This window comes from Phenylobacterium sp. T106, from assembly GCF_057219735.1.
Genome location: NZ_JBXVWA010000004.1, coordinates 132,102 through 152,469 on the forward strand (window position 1 = coordinate 132,102; position 20,368 = coordinate 152,469).

21 protein-coding genes are annotated in these 20,368 nt (G+C 71.8%); 11 read left to right on the forward strand and 10 right to left on the reverse strand.

Features of this window, described 5'->3' with window-relative positions; all coding sequences use genetic code 11:
• The first annotated feature begins 78 nt into the window (after window positions 1-78).
• The 3 genes from AC2D8W_RS10885 to AC2D8W_RS10895 all read left to right on the forward strand — a co-directional run bounded on the left by AC2D8W_RS10885 (window position 79) and on the right by AC2D8W_RS10895 (window position 1,753).
• Complete coding sequence (locus AC2D8W_RS10885) at window positions 79-354, forward strand: hypothetical protein (RefSeq protein WP_484671562.1); 276 nt, start codon at window positions 79-81, stop codon at window positions 352-354.
• Window positions 355-450: 96 nt separating this feature from the next.
• Window positions 451-1,344: a LysR family transcriptional regulator gene (locus AC2D8W_RS10890; RefSeq protein WP_484671563.1), complete on the forward strand. Its 894-nt coding sequence runs from the start codon at window positions 451-453 to the stop codon at window positions 1,342-1,344.
• Complete coding sequence (locus AC2D8W_RS10895; RefSeq protein ID WP_484671564.1) at window positions 1,325-1,753, forward strand: GFA family protein; 429 nt, start codon at window positions 1,325-1,327, stop codon at window positions 1,751-1,753. Before AC2D8W_RS10890 ends, AC2D8W_RS10895 begins: the two co-directional genes overlap by 20 nt.
• 28 nt (window positions 1,754-1,781) lie before the next feature.
• Here AC2D8W_RS10895 and AC2D8W_RS10900 read toward each other — a convergent pair whose 3' ends face one another.
• The 4 genes from AC2D8W_RS10900 to AC2D8W_RS10915 form a co-directional block, all read right to left on the reverse strand.
• Window positions 1,782-4,916, reverse strand: coding sequence for a CHAT domain-containing protein (locus tag AC2D8W_RS10900; RefSeq protein ID WP_484671565.1), 3,135 nt, complete (start codon window positions 4,914-4,916; stop codon window positions 1,782-1,784).
• Window positions 4,917-5,076: 160 nt separating this feature from the next.
• Window positions 5,077-5,466 carry a 50S ribosomal protein L19 gene (gene rplS / locus AC2D8W_RS10905; RefSeq protein ID WP_484671566.1) on the reverse strand — a complete coding sequence of 130 codons (390 nt, stop codon included), beginning with the start codon at window positions 5,464-5,466 and terminating at the stop codon, window positions 5,077-5,079.
• Between the two features lie 20 nt (window positions 5,467-5,486).
• Entirely contained in the window at window positions 5,487-6,212 is a 726-nt protein-coding gene (gene trmD, locus AC2D8W_RS10910) for a tRNA (guanosine(37)-N1)-methyltransferase TrmD (protein WP_484671567.1), read from the reverse strand.
• 41 nt (window positions 6,213-6,253) lie between these two features.
• Entirely contained in the window at window positions 6,254-6,865 is a 612-nt protein-coding gene (locus AC2D8W_RS10915; RefSeq protein ID WP_484671568.1) for a hypothetical protein, read from the reverse strand.
• A 76-nt stretch (window positions 6,866-6,941) separates the two neighbouring features.
• Between AC2D8W_RS10915 and AC2D8W_RS10920 the strand changes: the two genes are divergently transcribed.
• Entirely contained in the window at window positions 6,942-7,835 is an 894-nt protein-coding gene (locus AC2D8W_RS10920; protein WP_484671569.1) for an acyl-CoA thioesterase, read from the forward strand.
• A gap of 62 nt (window positions 7,836-7,897) precedes the next feature.
• On the forward strand, window positions 7,898-8,776 hold the full coding sequence (locus tag AC2D8W_RS10925; RefSeq protein WP_293479131.1) for an acyl-CoA thioesterase: 879 nt from the start codon (window positions 7,898-7,900) through the stop codon (window positions 8,774-8,776).
• Window positions 8,777-8,899: 123 nt separating this feature from the next.
• Here AC2D8W_RS10925 and rimM read toward each other — a convergent pair whose 3' ends face one another.
• From rimM to ffh, 3 genes are read right to left on the reverse strand one after another with little or no spacing between them, the layout of a single operon-like run.
• Window positions 8,900-9,406, reverse strand: coding sequence for a ribosome maturation factor RimM (rimM, locus tag AC2D8W_RS10930; protein WP_484671570.1), 507 nt, complete (start codon window positions 9,404-9,406; stop codon window positions 8,900-8,902).
• Window positions 9,407-9,418: 12 nt separating this feature from the next.
• Window positions 9,419-9,931, reverse strand: coding sequence for a 30S ribosomal protein S16 (gene rpsP, locus AC2D8W_RS10935; RefSeq protein ID WP_484671571.1), 513 nt, complete (start codon window positions 9,929-9,931; stop codon window positions 9,419-9,421).
• A 20-nt stretch (window positions 9,932-9,951) separates the two neighbouring features.
• The gene (gene ffh / locus AC2D8W_RS10940; protein WP_484671572.1) at window positions 9,952-11,463 is read right to left on the reverse strand and encodes a signal recognition particle protein; all 1,512 of its coding nucleotides are present in this window, start codon (window positions 11,461-11,463) and stop codon (window positions 9,952-9,954) included.
• A gap of 759 nt (window positions 11,464-12,222) precedes the next feature.
• Between ffh and AC2D8W_RS10945 the strand changes: the two genes are divergently transcribed.
• The 3 genes from AC2D8W_RS10945 to AC2D8W_RS10955 all read left to right on the forward strand — a co-directional run bounded on the left by AC2D8W_RS10945 (window position 12,223) and on the right by AC2D8W_RS10955 (window position 13,598).
• Window positions 12,223-12,762 (forward strand): methylated-DNA--[protein]-cysteine S-methyltransferase, encoded by a 540-nt coding sequence (locus tag AC2D8W_RS10945; RefSeq protein WP_484671573.1) that lies wholly within the window; start codon window positions 12,223-12,225, stop codon window positions 12,760-12,762.
• Entirely contained in the window at window positions 12,759-13,121 is a 363-nt protein-coding gene (locus AC2D8W_RS10950; protein WP_484671574.1) for a DUF4345 family protein, read from the forward strand. Before AC2D8W_RS10945 ends, AC2D8W_RS10950 begins: the two co-directional genes overlap by 4 nt.
• Window positions 13,122-13,202: 81 nt before the next feature.
• Window positions 13,203-13,598: a hypothetical protein gene (locus tag AC2D8W_RS10955; protein ID WP_484671575.1), complete on the forward strand. Its 396-nt coding sequence runs from the start codon at window positions 13,203-13,205 to the stop codon at window positions 13,596-13,598.
• 4 nt (window positions 13,599-13,602) lie between these two features.
• Here AC2D8W_RS10955 and AC2D8W_RS10960 read toward each other — a convergent pair whose 3' ends face one another.
• Window positions 13,603-15,723, reverse strand: coding sequence for a M3 family metallopeptidase (locus tag AC2D8W_RS10960; RefSeq protein WP_484671576.1), 2,121 nt, complete (start codon window positions 15,721-15,723; stop codon window positions 13,603-13,605).
• A gap of 79 nt (window positions 15,724-15,802) precedes the next feature.
• A complete protein-coding gene (locus tag AC2D8W_RS10965) occupies window positions 15,803-16,609 on the reverse strand; it encodes an FkbM family methyltransferase (RefSeq protein ID WP_484671577.1) in 807 nt (268 codons plus the stop codon).
• 77 nt (window positions 16,610-16,686) lie between these two features.
• Between AC2D8W_RS10965 and AC2D8W_RS10970 the strand changes: the two genes are divergently transcribed.
• Window positions 16,687-17,538, forward strand: a complete 852-nt coding sequence (locus AC2D8W_RS10970) for a glutamate racemase (RefSeq protein ID WP_484671578.1) — start codon at window positions 16,687-16,689, stop codon at window positions 17,536-17,538.
• A gap of 17 nt (window positions 17,539-17,555) precedes the next feature.
• The gene (locus AC2D8W_RS10975) at window positions 17,556-18,083 is read left to right on the forward strand and encodes an SRPBCC family protein (RefSeq protein ID WP_484671579.1); all 528 of its coding nucleotides are present in this window, start codon (window positions 17,556-17,558) and stop codon (window positions 18,081-18,083) included.
• Here the strand turns inward: AC2D8W_RS10975 and AC2D8W_RS10980 are convergent.
• Window positions 18,059-18,793 carry a pyridoxamine 5'-phosphate oxidase family protein gene (locus tag AC2D8W_RS10980; protein WP_484671580.1) on the reverse strand — a complete coding sequence of 245 codons (735 nt, stop codon included), beginning with the start codon at window positions 18,791-18,793 and terminating at the stop codon, window positions 18,059-18,061. The genes AC2D8W_RS10975 and AC2D8W_RS10980 overlap by 25 nt on opposite strands.
• A 118-nt stretch (window positions 18,794-18,911) precedes the next feature.
• Here AC2D8W_RS10980 and pdxR point away from each other — a divergent pair, with 118 nt between their 5' ends.
• Window positions 18,912-20,345, forward strand: coding sequence for a MocR-like pyridoxine biosynthesis transcription factor PdxR (gene pdxR, locus AC2D8W_RS10985; RefSeq protein ID WP_484671581.1), 1,434 nt, complete (start codon window positions 18,912-18,914; stop codon window positions 20,343-20,345).
• Window positions 20,346-20,368 lie beyond the last annotated feature (23 nt).

Sequence of the window (20,368 nt, forward strand, 5' to 3'; positions counted from 1 at the left end):
TGCGGCGCCCGCGGGGGGGCCCAGAAAAGGTCGGCGGGCTTGCTTCCCGTGGGGCCCGGATCGCCGGATAACCTCACGATGGACGAGACGCCGCCGGGGATGTTCGTGGTGACGCTGGAGGCAGTGGAGGCGGGAGCGCCGGCGCCACTGACCATCCTGGCGTTTGCGGCCGGCAGCGACGAGGAGGCCGCCCGCGCCGTGGCGGTCGCCGACCTCAAGAGCCAGGGGTGGCGCGAGATCGCGGTCCTGCGGGCCGCCGAGGTGATCGACCTGCCCGCCCTGCCCGAGGACTTCCGCGCCGCCTACGAGACCGCGCTGAAGTGGGGCTGCGCGCTCATCATCTACGATCCCTGACGCCGCCCGGCAGGGTGTGAGACCAGCGCCCCAGCGGCGCTGCCACCTGCGCTCGCCGGAATTGCCGTTTGCGGCGGAACAGGTCTTCATGTGCGCATGCCTGGAGCGCTGGACTGGGACCTTCTGCAGAGCCTGCACGCGGTGCTGGAGGCGGGCAGCTTCTCGGCGGCCGCGCGGCTGCGGCGGCTCACCCAGCCCACGCTGGGCCGGCACATCGACCAGCTGGAGCGGCAGCTCGGCGCGCCGCTGTTCCTGCGCAGCCCGCGCGGGCTGCAGCCTACCGACCTGGCGCTGGCCTTCCGCCCGCACCTGGCCGACATGGCCGCGGCGGCGGAGGCGGCGGGGCGGGACGCCTCGGGCGTCGCCAGCGGCGAAGGCGGCGTGGTGCGCGTGGCCGCCAGCGACATCATCGGCATCGAGGTGCTGCCCGAGATCCTGACCCGGTTCCGGACTGCGAATCCGGGCATCGACGTGGAACTGGTGCTCTCGAACAGGAACGAGGACCTGAGCCGCCGCGACGCCGACGTGGCGGTGCGCATGGGCCGGCCCACCCAGAACAGCCTGGTGGCGAAGAAGGTGGGCGAGCTGACCATCGGCTTCCACGCCGCGCCCGAGTACCTGGAGCGCAAGGGCGCCCCGGCCTCGCTGGACGAGCTCGCGGACCACACCTTGATCGGCTTCGACCGGCAGTTCCCCGCCATGGTCAACGACCTGTCGGTGGGCCGGCCGATCACGCGCGACCTCTTCGCCCTGCGGACCGACAACGACGTGGCCCAGCTCGCCGCGCTGAAGACGGGATTCGGGATCGGCGCGTGCCAGCGCCAGATCGGCCGGCGCTTCGGCCTCACGCCGGTGCTTCCGGACCTCTTCTCCTTCAAGCTGGAGATCTGGATCTGCATGCACGAGACGCTGCGGGGCAGCCCGCGCATGCGGCTGATGTTCGACCACCTGGCCCGCGAGCTCGCCGACTATGCCGCCGACGGCCGCTGAGCCGGCGGGCGAGACCTACGAGGGCGGCTGCCTCTGCGGGCAGGTGCGCTGGCGCGCGGTCGGGGCGCCGGCCAACGTGCGGCTGTGCCACTGCCGGCTGTGCCAGCGCGCCACCGGAGCGCCGTTCTTCGCCCGGGCGATCTTCCTGGCGGACCGTTTCGAGCGGTCGGGCGAGACGACGCGGTGGGCCACCTCCGAGCGCCTCACGCGGGCCGCCTGCGCCCGCTGCGGCACGCCGATGTTCGCGATCCCCTCCGACCCGCCGGCCCGGATCGGCGTCTCGATCGCGACCTGCGACGACCGCGGCGCGCTGAGGCCGGACTGCCACATCTGGGTCAGCGAGAAGGCGCCGTGGCTCGCGCTCGACGACGGCCTGCCCCGGCACGCCGAAGGCTGGGCCGCACGCTGAGACCGCGGCGCAGGCGGCGGCCGGGACGTCAGGCGCGGATCTTCACGCGGAAGTCGGGGTCGCCGTAGAAGACGTAGTCCGCCCAGTCGACCGAGCCGTCGTCGCGCACCATGCCGCGGCTCTCCTGGATGGCGCTGTTCAGGTCCCGGCCGTCCAGCAGCGCCTGATAGAAGGTCTCGGCAAAGATCTTCGCCGGGTCGTCGCCCACCGGCCAGTACGTCCCCAGGAAGTTCGCGACGCCGCCCCGCAGCATAGCCTCGGCGAAGCTCAGGTTGCGATGCACCTGCTCGGGCGAGCGGGCGTCAATGTCCGGCCCGTCCGCCTTGCGCACGCGGGCGGACTCGCAGGCGTTGAAGACCATCAGCGTCGGCAGGTCGCCGACGTTGGCGAGGTCGGACCCGGAGAGCACCTCGCGCCCGGCGCAGAGCAGGCCGCTGTTGCCGCGCACCTCGGGATCGAAGAAGGCATGCCCGGCGTAGTGCACCACGTCGTACTCCCCAGAGGACAGGCATCGCAGGATTTCCGACTTGCGGGCCTGCTCCTGCAGCATGACGCGGAAGCGGACCCCGGGCTTCATCCGCTCGAGCAGCGCGCGGACGCGCTCGCCCTCCTCAAACGCGCCCGGGAGGTCCCGGGTGGGGTCGACGATCAGGAGCACGCCCAGGACGTCGGCGAGTTGCCGGGCGCGGCGCCACTTGGCCACCGAGAAGTTCGCCGCCTCGTAGCGATGGCTGAGGCCCTTCCCCGCCGCGGGGGCGAATTCGCCCTGCGGCCCGAGGGCCAGCGTCTCCCAGGGTATGCGCGAGGCCGCGGCGTCGTGGACCACTACCAGATGGTCGTCGGGGTAGCGCGCGAGCACTTGGCGGACATTCTCCGCGAGCACCATCTCGCCGAGCTGGCGGCCGAAGTCGCGCAGGTGGTCCTGGGCCGCCGCGCCGCGGCCGGCCAGCGCGGGGATGCGCTGCAGGTGGTCGTCCAGCAGGTTGCGCCGGTCGGGGCCCGGCTCGACCGAGGTCCGGCCGCTCTCGATGGCCGCGGCCGAGCCGCTCGTCAGCACCGAGGACACGAAGCCCTTGCGGTCTTCCGCGTCGGTGTCCTGGCGGACGATCAGGTAGACCTTGCTGGAGGCCGGCGTCGCCACCCGAGACGCCTCGCGGGCGCGCGGCGCGGGCAAGGTGCGCTCCTGGAACTCGACCTCCACGTCGTCGAAGAGGGTGGTGGCCGACAGCCGGAACATCTCGTCGCGGATCGCCAGGTGCCGCGCCTCGTCGATCTCGCAGATCGTGATCCCGCGGAAGCGGCGGTCGCGGTCGGCGTCCTTCAGGCCGCGCAGGAAGCCGGTCATCAGATGCCGCAGCGCGGCGAGGGTCATGCGGCCGGAGCCTCCCCCCAGCGGAACGATCGCGAAGTCGTCCACGCGCGCGGCCGAGAACGTCCGCACCAGGTTCTCGCCGACGATCTCCAGCGACGCTTCGTTGAAGAGGTCGAAGGGGCCCAGGCCCGCGAAGGCGACGCTCTCGGCGCGGAGCGCGTGGCGGCCGCGCGGGAGGATGGAGATCTCGCCCACGTCGGCGCCGAACATCCGGCGGGTGATGAGGTCGTCCAGCGCGCCGTCCATCTCGGCGTTAATGGCGCGGGCGGCGCCGTCAGGCGCGACGTTCTGGAACAGCCCCACGACGTAGCAGGCCGCGTCGGCCTCGGTGATGCTGCCGCGCGCCAGGGTGATGTCCAGCCGCTGCTGGCGGCCGCGTCCCACCACGACGCGCTGGCCGAACAGCGGGGCCCCGGGGGCGGTGGACGGCGAGGCGGCTTCGTGTGGGGCGAGCGCGCCGGCCTCGGCCTCGCGCGGCGCGACGAACTCGTCCAGCAGGTGGCGCTGTTCCCGCACGCTCGGCAGGCCGCGGGTAGGGGCGGGCGCGAGCAGCGCCAGCTGGCGCTCCGTCACCGTGCGCAGCGTCGCGCCGCGGACGCCCTCGTAGCGGTCGGGCAACTCGGTGGTCCGCCCAGTGGTGAGCAGCGACGGGAGGGCGCTCTGGATCTGCCCGTTGTTGGGCAGGGCGCCATGCTCCTCCTCGACGTAGTAGGTCTGGGCGGCCGTCGGTATGCGCGCGCAGTCCAGCGGCACCGTGCCGTCGCCTTCCTTCGAGATGGTGTAGGCGAACTCCGCGCCCTGGATGTTCGCGTCGACCACAGTGTCGCGGTTGACCCCGCAGACCATCACGATCGCGGGATGATCGATGGGCAGCGTCTCCTGGGCCTTCCGGGCTCGCGTGAGCATGCCCTGGTCAGGCTTCACGCCCTGCGCCGGCCAGATGCCGAGATCGAAGAAGTCGCGCTTGGCGAACCGCGGCGAGGGGATCATCTCCAACAGGCCGGGGAAGGAGCCGAAGATGCCCGCCAGTTCGGCAGCCGTGTGCTTCTGGTCCAGCTTGTCGAGGCTCTGGACGGTCTTGCTGGCGCCGCGGAAGGCCTGGACCGGCGCGAACGAGCCGTAGTTCGGCGTCCCCAACATGACGATGCGGTCCGCGGACTGCGCGGCGGTCAGGTGCGGGAAGCTGGCGCGGGCCACCAGGCCGCCCATGCTGTGGGCGACGATATAGAGCGGCTTGCCCGGCCGGGCCTCACGCTCCTTCTTGATCTTGTCCGCGAGGTCGCGACCGAGCGCCGGGATCGACTTGCGCCAGTCGTAAGGCCAGAAGTCGGCGTTGAAGCCGTCGATCTGCAGCCTGAGCTTCAGGAACTCGTAGGCGAACGAAATGACGCCGAGCGGGACAATGGGCCGGCCGGTCCCGGGCAGTTTGAGATCGGCCAGCTTGCCGAACGGCAGGTCGACCGGGTTGAACCAGATGACGTCCGGGGGGAACGGGAAGCCCCGGTCCCGCCCGAGACGCGAACCCGTGATTCCGGGCAGGATCAGCACCCGGTCTCCCCCGCGCACGGCGCGCGTGCCGGCTTCCTGCTTGAGTCGCCGCAGCTGTTCGTACTGGGCCGGGCCGAAGTAGTCCTCGAGTTCGCCGCGGTACTCGTCGGTGACCAGCGCGCGCTCGATCTGCTCGTCGGTCAGCTCATAGGCGGTGGGGAGGCGGATCGGGGTCGTCGGCGTCGGCGCAGCCTGCGTGGCGCGGGTCGTGCGCCCCTTAGATGAGGTTGGACGCTTGGCCATCTTCACCCCCTGGTTGCGTCTGCTAGGCAACACTACAAGGGAGAGCGCGGCAAGCCCAAAGCTGGGCCCGAACGAAGACGGCGGCCGGATCGCTCCGACCGCCGCCTGAAATCCGGATGCTCCCCTCGGGAGCGCTCCAGCCGCGAGAGAGGAAGGCCCCTCAGGCTTCCGGGGCTTCTTCCTTCGCCGCCGTCATCTGGCGCTCGGCGATGCGGGCGCTCTTACCGCGGCGGTCGCGGAGGTAGTAGAGCTTGGCGCGGCGCACGACGCCGCGGCGCTTCACCTCGATGCTCTCGATCATCGGCGACAGGATCGGGAACACCCGCTCCACGCCCTCGCCGAAGGAAATCTTGCGGACGGTGAAGCTCTCGTCGATGCCCTGGCCCGAGCGGGCGATGCAGACGCCCTCGTAGGCCTGGACGCGCTCGCGCTCGCCTTCCTTGATCTTCACGTTCACGCGCACCGTGTCGCCGGGGCGGAACTCGGGGACCTTGCGCGTGGCCAGGAGGCGGTCGGCCTCTTCCTTGCGCAGCTGTTCGATCACGTTCATCGGTCTTGTCCTTACTGGGCTTACCCTTTGGATCTGGGGGCGCCCTTTGCCTGTTGATTGGCGGTCCTGGCGGCCCACAAGTCGGGTCGCCGCTCCCGCGTGACGCTTTCCCGCTGCGCCTGCCGCCACTTGCGGATTTCCGCGTGATGGCCGCTCAGCAGGACCTCCGGGATGTCGATCCCCTCGAACGTCCGCGGTCGCGTGTACTGCGGATGCTCGAGAAGCCCGTCCTCGAAGGACTCCTCACTCAGACTCTCGGCCTGCCCCAGCACACCCGGGACCAGCCGTACGCACGCCTCGATCGCCACCATGGCCGCCGCCTCGCCGCCGGCGAGGACCGCGTCTCCGACCGCGACCTCCTCGAACCCACGGGCGTCGAGCACCCGCTGGTCCACCCCCTCGAACCGCCCGCACAGGACGATCAGTCCCGGGCCGGAAGCCCACGCTTTCACGCGCGCCTGGGTGATGGGGCGACCCCGGGCGCTCATGTACAAAAGCGGGCGTCCGCGCCGCTCCACGCTGTCGAGCGCGGAGGCGATCACGTCGGCCCGCATCACCTGCCCCGGACCGCCACCCGCAGGGGTGTCGTCGAGGAAGCCGCGCTTATCTGTGGAAAAGCCCCGGATGTCCACCGTTTCCAGCGTCCACAGCGCGGCCTCGCGCCACGCCGTGCCGATGAGCGACACGCCCAGCGGGCCCGGGAACGCCTCCGGGAACATGGTCAGCACGGTGCAGTCGAACGACATCGGGGCTTCCTAGGGCGCGCCGTGCGCCGCAGGTCAAGGGATCACGGCCGCAGCAGGACGTAGTGGCTGTAGCCGGCGGCCAGCGGCAGGCCGGCGCCGAGGCACTTCATGCGCGGGGTGGGGCGGCAGGGGCGGGCGTTGTAGCGCACCCCGGCCTCGATGTAGGCGTTGCGCGCCCAGATGAAGTCGATCCGCTCGGGCCGCCCGCCCCGGTAGCGGAAGCGCAGGCCGTCGCGGTCCTCCTCCACCCAGCCGCCGGGCGCTCCGGAGAGGCGCGCGAGCCGGCCCGCCGCGGCGTCGGCGACGACGGCCTCGTAGGTGGGCCGATGGCTCTCGAAGTTCAGCCGCACTCCGGCGTCGAGCAGCGGCCCCCAGGCGGGCACCATGCCGCCCAGGAACGCCAGGAGGGCCGAGGGCGCGATCCACCCCGTGACCGGATCGCGCATCATCGTCCAGAACGACCAGATCAGCAGCAGGACGGGGCAGGCCACGAGCAGGCCCGCCGCCAGCCCCAGGACCACGCCGGGGGGCAGCGTCTCCAGCCCGCGCCAGGCGCCGACGATCGCGCCGATCGCCAGCCCCATCCAGGCGAGCAGCGCCATGGCCAGCGGCGTGCGCCAGACGGGCGTATAGCTGTCGCCAAGGTTGTCCATCGTGGGGAGGATGATGATGCTTGCGCCTGCGAGGCAACACCTTGCCCGACTGCGGCCGGGCGCGTAAGCGGCGCCGATGACCGATACGCCCATCGCCCCCGAACATGAAGCCCAGGACGAAACCCTGGTCGAGACGCTGCAGCTGGAGCGGATCGAGGAGAACCTGTTCCGCGGAACGTCGCCCGACAACCGGCCGGGGCGGATCTTCGGCGGCCAGGTGATCGCCCAGTCGCTGCTGGCGGCCTACGAGACCATCGAGGCGCGCGTCTGCCACTCGATGCACTGCTATTTCATCCGGCCGGGCGACCCCACCGTGCCGATCGTCTTCGAGGTGGACCGCTCGCGCGACGGCGGCAGCTTCACCACGCGGCGGGTCATCGCCGTCCAGCACGGCAAGCAGATCTTCAACCTCGCCGCCTCGTTCAAGGACCCGGAGGAGGGCTTCAGCCACCAGTCGCCGATGCCGCCCGGTCCGCACTGGTCCGAGCTGCCCGACCAGATGGAGATGCTGAAGGAGGCCATGAAGCACGCGCCCGAGGAGGCGAAGCGCTGGCTGTCCCGGCCGCAGCCGATCGAGATGCGCTCGCAGGACGCGCGCTCGTACTGGCGGGACGGGAAGCCGAAGGAGCCCGTGGCGCAGAACTGGTTCCGGTGCGCGACGCCCATCGGCGACGACCCGCACATGCACCAGGTGATCCTCGCCTACGCGTCCGACATGAACCTGCTGTCGACCGCCATGCGCCCCTATGCGGTGCACTGGCAGACGCCGGGCTTTCAGTCGGCCAGCCTGGACCACGCCATGTGGTTCCACCGCCCCACCGACTTCAACCAGTGGCACCTCTACGTCCACGACAGCCCCTCGGCCTCGGACGGCCGCGGGCTGATCCGCGGGGCGATCTACGCCGAGGACGGCACCCTGGTCGCCTCCGTGGCGCAGGAGGGCCTGATGCGGATGCGCAAGCCGACCTAGTTGCCGACGCCCCCGCCGGGGCGTATCAGCCGAGCCTTTCGCACTGCAGCATAGGCGCGGTCATGGACAGCCAGACCCTCGTGGACACCCTCAAGCTGGAACGGCTCGAGGTGAACCTGTTCCGCGGCTTCACGCCCGACGACGAGCGCACGCGCCAGCGCATCTACGGCGGCCAGGTGATCGCCCAGTCGCTGCTGGCGGCCTACGAGACGGTGGACGCGCGGGCCTGCCACTCGCTGCACTGCTACTTCATCCGGCCGGGCGACCCCTCGATCCCGATCATCTTCGAAGTGGACCGCAGCCGCGACGGCGGCAGCTTCACCACGCGGCGGGTGATCGCGGTGCAGAAGGGCCAGCAGATCTTCAACCTCGCGGCCTCGTTCCAGGTGGACGAGCAGGGCTACGAGCACCAGTCCGACATGCCCGCGGCGCCCGGATGGGACGAGGTCGAGGACGACCAGGCGGTCCGCCGGCGGATGAACCCGAACCCGCCGCCCGAGGAACTGGACTGGATCGACAAGGCCCAGCCCATCGAGATGCGCACCGTCGGCGAGCGCTGGGACAGCGCCGCGCCCGAGCCCCGCGAGCCGCGCCAGGAGGTGTGGTTCCGCGCCCGCCATCCGATCGGCGCCGACGCCCACATGCACCAGGTGGTGCTGGCCTACGCCTCGGACATGAGCCTCCTGGGCACCTCGATCCGGCCGCACGGGGTGAGCTGGCGCACGCCGGGCTTCATGTCGGCCAGCCTGGACCACGCCATGTGGTTCCACCGGCCGACCGACTTCAACGACTGGCACCTCTATGTGCAGGAGAGCCCCTCGGCCTCTGGCGGCCGCGGCTTCAACCTGGGCTACATCTACCGCGCCTCGGACGGAGCCCTGGTGGCGAGCTGCGCCCAGGAAGGCCTGATGCGCATGCGGGCGCCGAAGCCCCGGACCTGACGCCGGCCGAGCCGAACGTCCGGCGGGCTCTGCCGTCGCCGAGGGCGAGGCTCGCGCCTCGTGCGGCAGGGGCCGGAGTCATGGATTCCTGTTCCGCTGGCGCTGGGCCCGGGCTCGCCGGGGTCATTCCAGCTCGTCGGGCCGCAGGCCGATCACCTTGCGTTCGGCCAGGCGCACCTCGGGGACGGCGTCCCTGGTGAAGGGCAGGTACCAGGTGGCGCCGCCCTGCGCGGGCGCGATCTCGAGCAGGTCGCCGGCGCCGAAGTCCTGAACCGAGCGGATCGTCCCCAGGGCCTCGCCCGCGGGCGTCTCGACCGCGAGGCCGATCAGGTCGGTGACGTAGAACTCGTCCTCCTCGGGTTCGGGGAGGATGTCGCGCGGGATGTAGAGCCTCAGGCCCCGCAGCGCCTCGGCCTGCTCGCGGGTCTCGATCTCGCGCGCACGCGCGACCACGCCGCCCTTCGCCGCCCGGCCGCCGGTCAGCGTGAGGGCGGGCGTCCCGTCCTCGCGCTTCAGGTCGCGGTACGCGAGGAGGGCGGCGGGCTCGGCCGTGTAGCTGGTGAGGCGGACCTCGCCGCGGACCCCGAAGGCGCCCGCGACGCGGCCGACCAGGATGAGATCGTCTCCCATCCGGCTTCGACTTTAGGCCTGCTCCTCGGAGCCTTCGGCGGCCGGAGCCTCTTCGGCGGCCGGCGCGTCCTCGGCCGGAGCCTCGGCGGCGGGAGCTTCCTCGGCGGCGGCCTCGACCGGAGCGGCCTCTTCCGCGGGCGCCTCTTCGGCCGGCGGATTGGCGGCGGCCTCGGCCGCGGCGGCGGCGCGGTCGGCCTCGCGCTGGGCGCGCTCCTCGGCGCGTTCCTTGGCCTTCGTGCCGGGCTCGCCCTTCTTCGGGTTCGAGCCGGCTTCCCACTTCACGATGCCCAGCTTGCCAAGCTCGCGGGCGACGCGGTCGGTCGGCTGCGCGCCCTTGGCGAGCCACTCGGCGATGCGCTCCTGCTTCAGGACCACGCGGTTCGGGTCGTCCTTCTTCAGCAGCGGGTTGTAGCTGCCCACCTTCTCGATGAAGCGGCCGTCGCGGGGCGAGTGGCTGTCGGCGACGACGATCGAGTAGTAGGGGCGCTTCTTGGCGCCGCCACGGGCGAGACGGATCTTCAGCATTTCAGTCGGTTCCTAGGTCGTTATTTCTTGAAGGGGTTGAAGCCCGGCGGCAGGCCGCCGCCGAGGCCGGGAAGTTTCGGGAGGCCGCCGGGCATCTGTTTCAGCCGGGCCTGCATCTCCTCGAGCTGCTCGGGCGTGGGCGCCGGCTGGCCGGTCATCTGGGCGATCTTGCCCATGTCGAGGTTGCCGCCGCCCAGCATCTTGGCCATCTGGCCGAAGCCCTTGCCGCCGTTCTTCGAGAGCGCCTTGAAGGCGTCGGCCATCTGGCGGTGCTGCTTCAGCAGTCGGTTCACCTCGGCCACGTCCACGCCCGAGCCCGCCGCGATCCGCCGCTTGCGCGAGGCCTGCAGGATGTCGGGCTTCTTGCGCTCCTGCTTCGTCATCGACGAGATGATCGCCATCTGGCGGTCGAACGTCTTGTCGTTGAGGCCGCTCTCGGCGATCTGGCGCTTCATCTTCGCCACGCCGGGCAGCAGGCCCATCATGCCTTCCATGCCGCCCATGCGCTTCATCTGGGCCAGCTGGTCGGCCATCATGTCGAGGTCGAACTGGCCCTTGGCGAGCTTCTTGGCCGTGGCTTCCGCCTTGGCCATGTCGAGTTCCTGGGCGGCCTTCTCGACCAGGGCGACGACGTCGCCGCGCCCCAGGATGCGGCCGGCCACGCGGTCGGCGTCGAAGACGTCGAGGCCGTCGATCTTCTCGGAGACGCCGAGGAACTTGATCGGCAGCCCGGTGACGGCGCGCATCGACAGCGCGGCGCCGCCGCGGCCGTCGCCGTCGGCGCGGGTCAGCACCAGGCCCGTGAGCGGCAGGCGCTCGTGGAAGGCCTTGGCCGTGCGCACGGCGTCCTGGCCGGTCAGGGCGTCGGCCACCAGCAGGGTCTCGGACGGCGTCGAGATCTTCGCGATCTCGGCCGCCTCGGCCATCATGGCCTCGTCGATCGTCGTGCGGCCGGCGGTGTCCAGGATCAGGACGTCGAAACCCTGCAGGCGCGCGGCCTGCATGGCGCGGCGGGCGATGTCGGGGGCGGCCTGGCCCTGGACGATGGGCAGGAAGTTGGCGCCGGCCTGCTCGGCCAGCATGCCGAGCTGCTCCATCGCCGCGGGACGGCGGGTGTCCAGCGAGGCCAGCAGCACCTTCTTGCGCTCGCCCACCAGCCGCTTGGCCAGCTTGCCGGCGGTGGTGGTCTTGCCCGAGCCCTGCAGGCCGGCCATCAGGATGACGGTGGGCGGGTTGAGCGAGAGGTTGAGGCCCTCGGCCGCCCGGCTCCCGCCCAGCATCTCGACGAGGCCGTCGTAGGTGATCTTGACCACCTGGTCGGCGGGACGGACCGAGCGGATCACCGCCTCGCCGGTGGCGCGCTCCTTGGCCTTGGCGATGAAGTCGCGCACGACCGGCAGCGCGACGTCGGCCTCGAGCAGGGCCACGCGCACCTCGCGCAGGGCCTCGTCGATGTCCTTGTCGGACAGCACGCCCCGCCCGGAGAGCCGGTCGAAGACTCCTGTCAGCCGATCTGTCAGTGCGTCGAACAAGTCGAACTCCTAAGGCCCAAACGCAGTCGACCCCCGTGCACGATTGCGTGGACGGGGGGCCTCGCCGCTCTCGTCCGATATGGGGATCGGGGTCGTAGCGGTGGAGGGCGCTGACCGAGGTTGGCGCCGGAAGCGGCGGCTTATGCGCTTAGAGGGGCGTCAGGTCAAGGAAGTGGGGGGCGGGTGGTCTGTCCGGCGCAAGAGCAAGACACCGGTGCATATGGAGGCGAAGCCAGCAGTTGCGGCGGTCCAAAGCCCTGCCGCGAGGGTGGGCGCAACCCCAAAAGACACCGTCTGAGAGGCCCAGGCCGCAAAGATCACGGCGGGCGTCGCCAGCAGCACGCCTGCAATCTGCGATGCCGCCGCATTCCGCCACGTCCTGATGAACGCGCCTCCGCCTCTTGGAGAGAGGAGGGCTTCGATCTCCTGGTGGCATTGGGGCCTATCGGGTTCGGCCACTCAAGGACGACGCCGCAGGCGTCGCCGCGGCGCGGGCGCGCGGAGCGCGCTCCTTGACTGGCCGAACCCGATAGGCACGCTCAGGGCCAGGAGATGACGCACGGATGCGCAGGCGCCCGCTCCGCACTGTCCGCCGAAGATATTGTTGGTTGGGGCGGGAGGGGTCATCGCCCCCGCCAGATGATCCCCCGTCGGCGGAGCTCCCGCGAAGCGGGTGAGGAAGGTTCCTCCGAACCCCGACCCGCGATCCATGTCCGATAACCGCCAGCGCCTTTCGGCGAACGCGCCTATCTTGCCGCCATGACCCAGTTCGCCCTCTTCGACACCGCCATCGGCTTCGCGGGGATAGCCTGGAACGACGCCGGCCTCGTCGCCTGCCATCTGCCCGAGCGGGATCCGGAGACCAGCCGCCGCGGCTTCCTGCGCCGCTTCCCCGACGCCGTCGAGGCCGAGGTCCCGCCCGGGCTCGCCTCGACCGTGGACGGCATCCGCGCCCTCATGCGCGGCGAGAAGGCCGACCTCGCCGCCGCGCCGCTCGACCTGTCGCGGACGCCCGAGTTCCACGCCCGGGTCTACGAGATCGCCCGCGCCATCCCGCCCGGCGAGACGCTGACCTACGGCGAGATCGCGGTGAAGCTGGGCGACAGGCTGCTGGCCCGCGAAGTCGGGCAGGCGCTGGGCAAGAACCCGTGGCCCATCGTGGTGCCCTGCCACCGGGTGACGGCGGCCGGCGGCAAGCCGGGCGGCTTTTCGGCCCGCGGCGGCGTGGAGACCAAGATGAAGCTGCTCGCCATCGAGGGCGCGAAGGCCGCCGCCCAGGCCGACCTGTTCGCCGGATGAGCCCCGCGCTCGAGCGGCGGCTTCTGCAGGTCGCCATCGCCCTGGCCGGGGTCGTGCCGGTCGCGGCCGGAGCCTGGGGCGCCCTGGGCGAATGGCGGCCGGACAGCCACGCCCGCTATCTCTCAGGCCTGCTGCTAGGCGTCGGGCTGACGTTCTGGGCCTGCATTCCCACGATCGAACGACGCGGCGAGGTGGTGCGCGCGCTGGCGTTCATCGTCGTGATCGGGGGCCTGGCGCGGCTCGGCGCCGTCGTCGAGCGCGGCCTGACGCCGGGGTCTGGGCTTCCGCTGGTCATGGAGCTGGGCGTGACGCCGCTCATCGCGCTGTGGCGTGAGCGGGTCGCGCGCCGCCTCACCTAGGGATCGGCCGGGCGGGCGCCGTCCTCAGGGTGTGGCCTGGACGTTGCGAACCGACGGTCCGGACCCGCGTTGAGACCCAAGATGATCCATCGAGCCCTCGGACCCGCCCTCTTCCTGGCCCTCGCCCTCGGCGGGACGGCGCAGGCCGGCGTGTGCGGCGGCGCGCCGCCGGCCGACGCCGAGGCGTTCCGGGGCCCCGTCCTCGAGGTGCTGGACGGCGAGCGCCTCTGCGTGGCGCTGGGCGCAAGTCCCTCGGCCTGGGTCCCCGTGCGGCTCGCCGACCTCCCGATCCGGGCCGCCACGGCGCCGCCGTCGCGCGGCGCGCTGATGGCCGCCGCGTTCGGCCAGGACGTGACCTGCCGCATCGTGGGCCGCGAAGAGGACGCCGTGGTCGCCGAATGCGTGGGCGCGCGCGGGCCGGTGGGCCGCCTCGCCCAGACCCGCCGCATCATCAACGCCGGCGAGGACTGGCGCTGAGCGCTCAGCCCGTCGGGAAGCCCTTGTCCTTCAGGTAGGCCTTCACGTCCGGATCCCGGCCGCGGAACTTGCGGTAGCCGTCGCGCGGGTGGATCGCGTTGCCCACGCTCATGACGCTGTAGTGCAGCCGCTGGGCCACGCCCTTGTCGTAGAGCCCGCCCGGCGCCTCGCGGAACGCCTCCACCGCGTCCAGCGCGATCACCTCGGCCCAGAGGTAGGAATAGTAACCCGCCGAATAGCCGTCGCTGGAGAAGACGTGCCCGAACTGCGGCGTGCGGTGGCGCATCGGCAGCTCCGCGGGCATCCCCAGCTTCGCCAGCTCCTCCCGCTCGAAGGCGTCGGGGTCGATGTCGGCGTCGCCCGCCAGGTGCAGCTTCATGTCGATCAGCGCCGAGGCCAGGAACTCGGTGACGTCGAAGCCCTGCCGGAAGGTGGCGGCCTTCTCGATCTTCGCCACCAGGTCGGCGGGGATCGGCTGGCCGGTCTCGTGGTGCAGCGCGAACCGGTTGAGCACCTCAGGCGTCCGCAGCCAGGACTCGTTCACCATCGAGGGGAACTCGACGTAGTCGCGGAACACCCGCGTCCCCGACACCGACGGATACGTCACGTTCGAGTTCAGCCCGTGCAGGGCGTGGCCGAACTCGTGGAACATGGTCTCGGCGTCGTCCCACGAGATCAGCACCGGCGCGCCGGGCGGTCCCTTCACGAAGTTCGAGTTGTTCGAGACGATGGTGGTGGTGGCGGCGCCGCCCAGGCGATGCTGCGGCCGGTAGGCGTTCATCCAGGCGCCCGAGCGCTTGCCGGCGCGGGCGTAGGGGTCGAAGTACCAGAGGCCGACGTGTCGGGCCCCGCGCTTCACCTCCCACACCCGCACGTCCGGATGCTGCACCGGGACCGTCACCGGGTGGAACGAGAAGCCGTAGAGCTGGCCCGCCGCCCAGAACATGCCTTCGCGCAGCTTCTCCAGCTGCAGGTACGGCTTCACCGCGTTCATATCGAGGTCGTAGCGGGCGACCCGCACCTTCTCGGCGTAGAAGCGGTAGTCCCAGGGCGCGATCCGGATCCCGGCGCCTTCCTTGTCGGCGATGGCCTGCATCTCGGCCACCTCCTCCTTCACCCGGGCGACCGCGGCCGGCCAGACGCGCATCATCAGGGCCATGGCCGCGTCGGGCGTCTCGGCCATCGAGTTGTCGGCCAGGCGCCAGTGGGCGTGGGTCGGGTAGCCGAACAGCTTCGCGCGGTCGGCCCGCAGCTTCAGGATCCGGCTGATCAGCCGGTTGTTGTCGTAGGCGTCGCCGTTGTCGCCGCGGCTGTAGAAGGTCTTCCAGACCTTTTCGCGCAGGTCGCGCCGCTCGGCGTATGTCAGGACGGGGTCCACCGACGAGCGCGTGTTGACGATCACGAACTCGCCCGGCCGCCCCTTGCCCTGCGCCTGGGCGGCCATGCCGGCGCGCACGTCCGCCGGCAGGCCCGCGAGGTCGCCGGCGGCCAGGAACAGGTCGCGCTCGGTCTCGTCGTGCAGCAGGTTCTGGCTGAAGGCGGTGAAGGCCTGCGCCAGCTCCTTGTTGATCTCCGCCACGCGGGCCTTGGCCTGCGGGCTGAGCTTGGCGCCGTTGCGGACGAAGCTGTTCCAGCGCAGCCACAGGACGCGGTCCTGCTCGGGCGTCAGCTTGAGGCTTCCGCGCTGCCGGTAGACGGCGTCGATCCGCTCGAACAGGCGGGCGTTCTGCAGGATCGCGTCGCCGTGGGCCGCCATCCTGGGCGACATCTCCTTGTCGATGGCGCGGACCTCGGGCGTGGACAGCGTTCCGGTCCAGACGCCGTAGACGGTGCGCACCCGATCGAGGGCCTCGCCGGTCTTCTCCAGCGCCTCCAGAGTGTTGGCGAAGGTGGGCGCCGCCTCGGCGCCGGCGATCGCGTCGATCTCGCGCAGCTCCTCCGCCATGGCGGCTTCGAGCGCCGGCTTGAGGTCGGCGACGCGGACCTTGTCGAACGCCGGGACCCCGCCGAACGGCCCGCGCCAGGGTTCCAGCAGCGGGTTTCCGGCCTGGGCAAGGGCGGCGGCCGGGAGGAAGGCTGCCGTGGCCGTGGCCGTGGAGGCGGCAAGGAACGTGCGCCGGCGCATGAGATCTCCGCAACGACTTTCGAGAGGGACGCACAAACTAGGCACGTCCAACCTGAACGTCACGTGAGCATTCGCCCCTTCAGGCGCCGGCCGGGCGGAAGGCGGCGGGTTCGCGGGGGTTGTCCGGGTCGATGAGCTCGAGGTCCGTCTCGGTGCCGCGCTCGGCGGGGATGCAGACCATGTTCCTGGACATGTAGTTGCGGTCGAAGATCAGCCGGTCGAGGCCGTTGAAGTTCTGCGGGCTGGCGAGCGGCGGGGTGTGCCAGAACAGGCGGTAGCCCAGGCCGTCGATCAGCCGGATCAGCGCCTGTGCATGCTGCGGCCGGTCGTTCTCGACGTAGAGCAGGGGCCGGCAGCGGCCGATGGTCTCGCGGGCGCCCTCGATGACCTCGATCTCGAACCCTTCCACATCGATCTTGATCAGCCCGCAGGCAGGCAGGGCCAGCGCATCGAGCGGCGTCACCCGCACCTCCAGCCCCGGTTGCCCGACGGGCGCGAGCGAGACGCCGCCGAAGTTGTCCTGCGCGGCGTAGTCTAGCGGCGGGATCACGGCGCGGCCGTCGGCCCGGCCGCAGGCGTCCGGCGAGGCGATGACGTTGCCGACGTCGTTCATGGCCAGGTTCGCGCACAGGATCTGGAAGATCCGCTGCTGGGGCTCGAAAGCGTAGAGCAGGCCGGGCGCGCAGGCCCGCGCCATGGCGAGCGTGAAGGCCCCCATGTTCGCGCCGACCTCGACGACGCACATGCCCGGGCGGATCATCTGGAGCAGCAGCGCCCGCTCGGCGGGGCTGAGCTCGCCATAGGCCTCCAGGCAGGGCGTGATGTAGCGGTCGCCCGCCAGCGCCAGCATGCGCCCGTCGCGCGTGTTCAGCATTTTGGTGGTCATCGAACGCCATTCGCACTGAAGCGGCGCCGTGGGCAAGCTTGCTGGACCGTCCGGCCGACCGCCGCTAACACCGGCGCATGAGCATCGGCGTGTTCGATTCCGGCGTGGGCGGCCTGACCGTGCACCACCGGCTCGTGGACCGGTTCCCGCAGGCGGACCTCATCTATCTGGCCGACCAGGCCAACGCCCCGTACGGCGGACGCTCGGGCGAGGAGATCGTCGAGCTCACCCGGGAAGGCGCCAGGCGGCTGTTCGAGGAGGGCTGCGACGTCGTGATCCTGGCCTGCAACACCGCCGCCAGCGTCGCCCTCCGCCGCCTGCAGCAGACCTGGCTGCCGGGCTACCGCCGCGAGGCGGGGCGGCCGCTGAACATCCTGGGCATCGTGGTGCCGACCATCGAGGCGGCGACGGGGCTGCCCTGGGAGCACGAGGCGGACCGCCTGGGCGACAAGGTCGAGCACGTGGACATCCTGGGCGTCTTCTCCACCCCGGCGACGGCGGCCAGCCGGGTCTACGAGATCGAGATCGACAAGCGCCGCCAGGACGTGGCCGTCTTCTCCCAGCCCTGTCCCGACCTCGCCCGGATGATCGAGGCCGGCGCTTCCCGCGACGAGCTCGCCGCCGCGATCGCCGGCCACGTGAAGGCCCTCGCCGTCCGGATCGGCCGGCCGCCCGACCGGGCGATCCTGGGCTGCACGCACTACGAGATCGTGGCCGACCTGTTCGCCGCAGCCCTGCCGCCGGGCACGCCGCTCATCCGCCAGCCCGAGGCCACGGCCGACGCCCTGGCCCGCTATTTCGAGCGACACCCGGAGTTCCGGCCGGGCCACAGCGCCGTTCGTCGCTTTTTGACGACCGGCGAGCCCGGCATGCAGAACAAGCTCGTTGAGACGTTCTGGGGCGCGCCGTTAAGCTTCGAGGCGGCCTGACAAGCGGGGGGCGAGCCATGAGATCCGGGATATTGGCGGCGGCGGTCGTGCTGGCGCTCGCCGGCGCGGCGCGCGCCGAGGTCGTGGAGCAGCTCCCGGGCGGCTTCCGCCTGAAGTCGGTGGTGCAGATCGCGGCGCCGCCCGAGCGGGTGTACCAGGCCATCGGCCAGCTGGGCCGCTGGTGGGACCCCCAGCATTCCTACTCCGGCCGCGCCGAGAACCTGAGCCTGGATCTCCGGCCGGGCGGCTGCTGGTGCGAGACCCTGGGCGACGGCGCCGGCGTGCAGCACGGCGTGGTGGTGCTGGCGGCGCCCAAGCTGGGCATGATCCGCGCGCACGCGGCGCTCGGCCCTCTGCAGGACGAGGGCGTCAGCGCCGCGCTGCTCTGGCAGCTCAAGGCCAAGGACGGCGGCACGGAGCTCACCGCGACCTACAATGTGGGCGGCGCGCGGGACTTCATCGTGAAGGCCGCGCCGACGATCGACGGCGTCCTCTCCACCAACTGGGGCCGGCTGAAGCGTTACGTCGAGACCGGCGCCCCCTGACCACGCGCCTGCGCGCTGCAGGCGGCCTGGGCCAGCGCCTCGTCCAGCCGCGCGCCCTCCCGGTAGGGCGCGAGGTCGAGGGTGGGCGCCCCGCCCGCGCCCATGGCGGGCTCGGGCAGCGCGGCGCCGATCCGGGTCTCCACCGGGAACACGCCGCACCAGGCGGCCCAGCCCGTATCGGCGGGGAGGTCGGCGACGCCGGTCTGGCGGATCTTCGCCGAGGCCTCCTCGATGTCCATGACGACCATGGCGGTGGCGGCGACCTCCTCGTCGGTGGCCGGCCGCAGCTTGAGGGGCCGGCCCGCGTAGAGCCGGTCGATGAACCGGTCGAGCGCCGCCCGGCGCTCCGCGATCCCTTCCACCCGCCGCGCGCGACCGAAGGCCATCACCGAGCGGTAGTTCAGCGAGTGCACGAAGCCCGAGCGGCCGACGATGAAGCCGTCCAGGAAGCTGACCGTCACGCAGACGGGCGCGCCGTCCACGGCGTCGAGCATCCGGCTCATGGCCGAGCCGTGCCAGTAGAGCCGGCGGCCCTCGCGCCAGTAGGCCGTCGGCGTCACATAGGGCTGACCGTCGAGCACATAGCCGACGTGCGCCATCACGCCGGCGTCCAGCACGGCGTGGACGGTGGCTTCGTCGTAGTGGGCCCGTTGCGGCCGGCGGCGCACGCGGGCGCGGTCGGTGGGGACGTAGGCGGCGGTCTGGTCCATGGCGGCTTCCGGGGCGGCGCGCGGCCGCGATCTCTTTCGCCTTGGCGAGCTAGGCCGTGCGTGGTCTGGTGGACAGGTCCAATAGTGGACAATCCTGCAGACCACTTCGGGAGGGACGGTGAGCTGGTCCGAGGTCTATCCGTGGCGTGAGCCGGACCCCGGCGGTCCGGTGATCCGCCAGGTCTACGAGCAGGTGCGCGCCGCCATCCACGACGGCGCCCTGAAGCCGGGCGGCCGGCTGCCCTCCAGCCGCGACCTCGCGCAGCGGCTCGGCGTCGCGCGCGCCTCGGTGGTGGCGGCCTACGACCAGCTGCTGGCCGAGGGCTACGCCGAGGGGCGCCAGGGATCGGGCACCTACGTGAGCGGCGACCTGTCGGGCGTGGTCGACGTGCGGCCGGCGCCGGCGCCCGCGCCGCGATCGGACGCCGCCGAGGCCGAGCTCGGCTTCGGCCCCCTCTCGCCCGCGTCGCAGACCTTCTCGAACGGCCGCACCCTGATGGACGCCCGCGCCCTGGACGCCTGGTCGAAGTCCACCCGCCGGGCCCTGCGCCACCTGGACCCCGTCCACTTCGGCTACAGCGAGGCGGCGGGCGACGCGCGGCTGCGCGCGGCGGTGGCAGACTACCTGCGGGCGGCGCGCGGCGTCGTCTGCACGCCCGACCAGGTGATCCTGACCTCCGGCGCCCAGCAGGCGACCGACCTGGCGCTCCGCACGCTGCTGCGGCGGGGCGACGAGGTGTGGCTTGAGGACCCGGGCTATGCGCCCACCTGGCACGCGGCCGAGCGGGCGGGCGCGGCGGCCGTCCCGGTGCCGGTCGACCGGCACGGCCTCGTGGTCCAGGCGGGGATCGACAGGGCGCCGCGGGCGCGCGCCTGCTTCGTCACGCCGTCGCACCAGTTTCCGTACGGAGTCGCCATGTCGATGGCCCGGCGGCTCGAGCTGGCCGCCTGGGCGCGGTCGGCGGGCGCCTGGGTGATCGAGGACGACTATGCGGCCGAGTTCCGGTACGCGGGCGCGCCCCTGCCCTCGCTTCAGGGCCTCGATGGCGGCGAGCGGGTGGTCTATGTGGGCACCTTCAACAAGTCGATCTTCCCGGGCATCCGCCTGGGCTACATCGTGGCTCCGCGCGAGCTGGTCGCGCCGCTCTCGGCCATGCGCCGACTCACCGACCGCCAGCCGCCGACCATCACCCAGGCGATCACCCTGGATTTCATGGAGAGCGGCCAGTTCGCCGCCCACATCCGCCGCCGACGCCTGGCCTACCGGGCCCAGCGGGACGCCCTGGCCGAGGCGCTCGAGCGACGCCTGGGCCACCTGCTGGCCGTCGACGTCCCGCCCCAGGGCATGCACCTGATCGCCTACTTGAAGGACGGACGGTCCGACGTCGACGTCGAGGCGCGCGCGCTGGACCGCGGCGTGACGGCCCGCGCGATCAGCCCCCTCTTCCACGACGAGACGCCCAGACGCGGGCTGCTCCTTGGCTTCACGGGCTTCCCGGTGAGCGCGATGGCGCCGGGCGTCGCGAGGCTCGCCGCGGTGCTGGAGGCTTAGGCGGCTTCTGTTCGGGCGTATGG

What these genes read in the sequence shown, in the direction of transcription:
- AC2D8W_RS10900 (WP_484671565.1), bottom strand. Translation starts at nt 4,916, where the DNA reads ATGGCCAAGCGTCCAACCTCATCTAAGGGGCGCACGACCCGCGCCACG.
- AC2D8W_RS10885 (WP_484671562.1), top strand. Translation starts at nt 79, where the DNA reads ATGGACGAGACGCCGCCGGGGATGTTCGTGGTGACGCTGGAGGCAGTG.
- AC2D8W_RS10955 (WP_484671575.1), top strand. Translation starts at nt 13,203, where the DNA reads ATGATCCATCGAGCCCTCGGACCCGCCCTCTTCCTGGCCCTCGCCCTC.
- AC2D8W_RS10920 (WP_484671569.1), top strand. Translation starts at nt 6,942, where the DNA reads ATGACCGATACGCCCATCGCCCCCGAACATGAAGCCCAGGACGAAACC.
- AC2D8W_RS10970 (WP_484671578.1), top strand. Translation starts at nt 16,687, where the DNA reads ATGAGCATCGGCGTGTTCGATTCCGGCGTGGGCGGCCTGACCGTGCAC.
- AC2D8W_RS10915 (WP_484671568.1), bottom strand. Translation starts at nt 6,865, where the DNA reads ATGGACAACCTTGGCGACAGCTATACGCCCGTCTGGCGCACGCCGCTG.
- trmD (WP_484671567.1), bottom strand. Translation starts at nt 6,212, where the DNA reads ATGTCGTTCGACTGCACCGTGCTGACCATGTTCCCGGAGGCGTTCCCG.
- AC2D8W_RS10890 (WP_484671563.1), top strand. Translation starts at nt 451, where the DNA reads ATGCCTGGAGCGCTGGACTGGGACCTTCTGCAGAGCCTGCACGCGGTG.
- AC2D8W_RS10975 (WP_484671579.1), top strand. Translation starts at nt 17,556, where the DNA reads ATGAGATCCGGGATATTGGCGGCGGCGGTCGTGCTGGCGCTCGCCGGC.
- AC2D8W_RS10895 (WP_484671564.1), top strand. Translation starts at nt 1,325, where the DNA reads ATGCCGCCGACGGCCGCTGAGCCGGCGGGCGAGACCTACGAGGGCGGC.
- AC2D8W_RS10965 (WP_484671577.1), bottom strand. Translation starts at nt 16,609, where the DNA reads ATGACCACCAAAATGCTGAACACGCGCGACGGGCGCATGCTGGCGCTG.
- rpsP (WP_484671571.1), bottom strand. Translation starts at nt 9,931, where the DNA reads ATGCTGAAGATCCGTCTCGCCCGTGGCGGCGCCAAGAAGCGCCCCTAC.
- AC2D8W_RS10925 (WP_293479131.1), top strand. Translation starts at nt 7,898, where the DNA reads ATGGACAGCCAGACCCTCGTGGACACCCTCAAGCTGGAACGGCTCGAG.
- AC2D8W_RS10960 (WP_484671576.1), bottom strand. Translation starts at nt 15,723, where the DNA reads ATGCGCCGGCGCACGTTCCTTGCCGCCTCCACGGCCACGGCCACGGCA.
- rplS (WP_484671566.1), bottom strand. Translation starts at nt 5,466, where the DNA reads ATGAACGTGATCGAACAGCTGCGCAAGGAAGAGGCCGACCGCCTCCTG.
- AC2D8W_RS10945 (WP_484671573.1), top strand. Translation starts at nt 12,223, where the DNA reads ATGACCCAGTTCGCCCTCTTCGACACCGCCATCGGCTTCGCGGGGATA.
- AC2D8W_RS10980 (WP_484671580.1), bottom strand. Translation starts at nt 18,793, where the DNA reads ATGGACCAGACCGCCGCCTACGTCCCCACCGACCGCGCCCGCGTGCGC.
- AC2D8W_RS10950 (WP_484671574.1), top strand. Translation starts at nt 12,759, where the DNA reads ATGAGCCCCGCGCTCGAGCGGCGGCTTCTGCAGGTCGCCATCGCCCTG.
- rimM (WP_484671570.1), bottom strand. Translation starts at nt 9,406, where the DNA reads ATGGGAGACGATCTCATCCTGGTCGGCCGCGTCGCGGGCGCCTTCGGG.